We start from the raw sequence: 2,344 nt of genomic DNA on the forward strand, positions 1-2,344 counted from the left end.
GCGCTCGAGGAGGAGGCGGCCTCCATCAAGGGCAGCCGCTACGCGCTCGTGAAGAACCCCGAGGACCTCACCGACGGCCAGAGGGCGAGGCTCGAGGCGCTCAAGAAGAGGTGTTAGCGTCGGGTTTATTTAGCCACCATAGAGTCGAATTAATATCGCCATTAATGGCCGCGCTAATTTAGCCAATCGAGTCGCGTTTATTTAGCCAATACACCAGCGCTCAATTGATTGTTGTTTCCTAGTTGTGTTTACCTACTCAGCTTAATCGCCTGCGGGACAGACTCGACCGAGAACGTCTCGCACTCCGATCCCCTGAAGCTCGCGCCCTTCATCATGAACACGGATGCGCGGTCGAAGATCCTATCCAGCGTGCACATCAGCGTCTCGTCTCCCGTGAAGAATTCATCCCAGTTAACCGGCGGGGTGTTGCTGGTGAGGATAAGAATGTTCGGCCCTTCTTTCTCGTAACGTCGGTCTATGATGTCGAAGAACATGTCGGTGCACGCGCGGTTGAACGTGCAGCGGCCTATCTCGTCGATAACCAGGCAGGATGGCTTTACCAGAAAGTTGACCGCCTTGGCGGGGTTTCCGGATTCGATGGACCGCTCCAGCCTGTCCTTGAGCTCGGTGGCCTTCAGGTAGTAGGTTTTGTACCCGTTGAGGCAGCATTCCCTGGCGTACGCCTGCGCAAGGTGCGTCTTCCCGATTCCGCCGGGCCCTATGAACGCTATGTTCTTGCGCGCATGCAGGTTCGCGAGCGACGAAAGCTTCCTGATCGCCGCGGCGTCACGTCCCTGGATGCGCTTGAAGTCGAACCCTTCGAAGGTCTTGGGCGCCTTCTGCGGCAGCCTGCTCATCCTCAGCAGCGTGTCGATCGTCTTGTCGTGCTGCGTCTTCGCAAGGTAGGCGAAGACGGATTCCACTGCGCGCAGCTCGTCATCGCCGAAGTCGTTCCTCACCGCCAGCTCCGCAACCTCCTCGGGCGTCATGGCAACCTTGAAGCCCGATGCGGCCGCGCTGATGGAAGCATAGAGCCTGTCCGTCTCGGTATTTGTCATAGCAGGTCACCTCCGAAGTCGAACTTGGCCAGCATGCTCTTGCCCCTTGGCGGCTCGATCTGCGCTACCGCGGTCCCGGGAGGAACGCTGGGCAGTTCCACCGGCTGCGCTTCAAGGTACTGGTCCTCGCAGAAGGAGTCGCGCTTGCCCCATGTGACCGGATGCACCGCGAGCTCGCGGGACAGGTCATCGCTGTAGATACGGAGAAGGCCGCCTTCGCGGTTGACGCGACAGTCGCGATCCGCGTACCAGTACGGCACGCCGAACCTCCTGCCCTCGTAGCTGACGAACCCGTCGAAGCTGATTCTTCTCCTCGGGCAGAGATAGAGCGCAAGCTCGCCATCCAGCACGACGGATTTACACGCCGGCAGGCACGCGGCCCTGTGCGCATCCGCGGGAACGAGGTCGAGAGCGCGCCTGTATCGATTCGATTGGGATGCGCACCACTCCAGGGCCTCGATGTTCAGCTGCGTGATGTCCTGGAAGGCCCTTCCAGCGAGGAAGTTCCCCTTGACGAACTGCACCAGGCGCTCCACCTTGCCCTTGGTGAACGGGTGCCTTGGCTTGCACAGCCTGGTCTTGAAGCCGACGCACGCCATGAAGGCCGCATAGTCTAGCTGCCACATCGGCGAGCCGTGCGCATCACGACCGACGACCACGCTCTTCATGTTGTCGGTGAGGACGTACTCGGGGATGCCCATCACCATGAACGCGTGCACCATGCCGATAAACAGATTCTCCTGCCTGGCATTGGGGAAGAACTCGATGTAGCAGGCGCCGCAATGGTGGCATACCATAGCGAAGCAAGCGATCTTGTAGGCGCTGCCCTCCCAGTCGATGACGTTTGTGAAGCCCCAGTCCATCTGGTAGGCCTCGCCGGGTGCCGTCTGGAACCTGGTGCCGCGGCTGCCTTGCGGGGCGACGAGCCTCCGCTTCGCCGGAACGAGCGACATGTTGTCCTTGATGTACTGCTTGATTGCGGTGACTCCGCCAGAGTATCCCTGCTCCCTGAGCCTGTCGAGGCAGACCGATGAGTTGGTGACGCCCTTTCCCAGCAGCTCGTCGATGGTGCCCGTGTAGCCGGTGAGCACCGTTTTGGCAGAGCGTTGGCCAGTGCGTCCGTGCGGCGTGACCTTGAAGCCTTTTTCTTTCAGGGTTCTCGCCTTGGACCTCGAGGGTGACGCATAATTTCTTTCGCAAATTGACAACCGCATAGCGGAACACGGCCCATACCCCGTCATATGATTTCTAGCGACTAAACAACAAATCACCGACGAAGGGGGCAC

Annotated in this window: 2 protein-coding genes; both read right to left on the reverse strand. The window is 59.8% G+C overall.

The window, feature by feature from the left end:
- Nucleotides 1–248 precede the first annotated feature (248 nt).
- A complete protein-coding gene (locus tag ACTQ0H_RS09185) occupies nt 249–1,058 on the reverse strand; it encodes an ATP-binding protein (protein ID WP_441055701.1) in 810 nt (269 codons plus the stop codon).
- Nucleotides 1,055–2,149: a Mu transposase domain-containing protein gene (locus tag ACTQ0H_RS09190; protein ID WP_441538949.1), complete on the reverse strand. Its 1,095-nt coding sequence runs from the start codon at nt 2,147–2,149 to the stop codon at nt 1,055–1,057. Before ACTQ0H_RS09190 ends, ACTQ0H_RS09185 begins: the two co-directional genes overlap by 4 nt.
- Between the last annotated feature and the right edge of the window lie 195 nt (nt 2,150–2,344).

Origin of the sequence: Collinsella sp. LCP21S3_A3 (assembly GCF_052118905.1) — a bacterium.
Classification (GTDB): Bacteria; Actinomycetota; Coriobacteriia; order Coriobacteriales; family Coriobacteriaceae; genus Collinsella.

Bases quoted from the DNA above. Each gene is read 5' to 3' on its own strand.
- ACTQ0H_RS09185 (WP_441055701.1), bottom strand. From the start codon at position 1,058: ATGACAAATACCGAGACGGACAGGCTCTATGCTTCCATCAGCGCGGCC.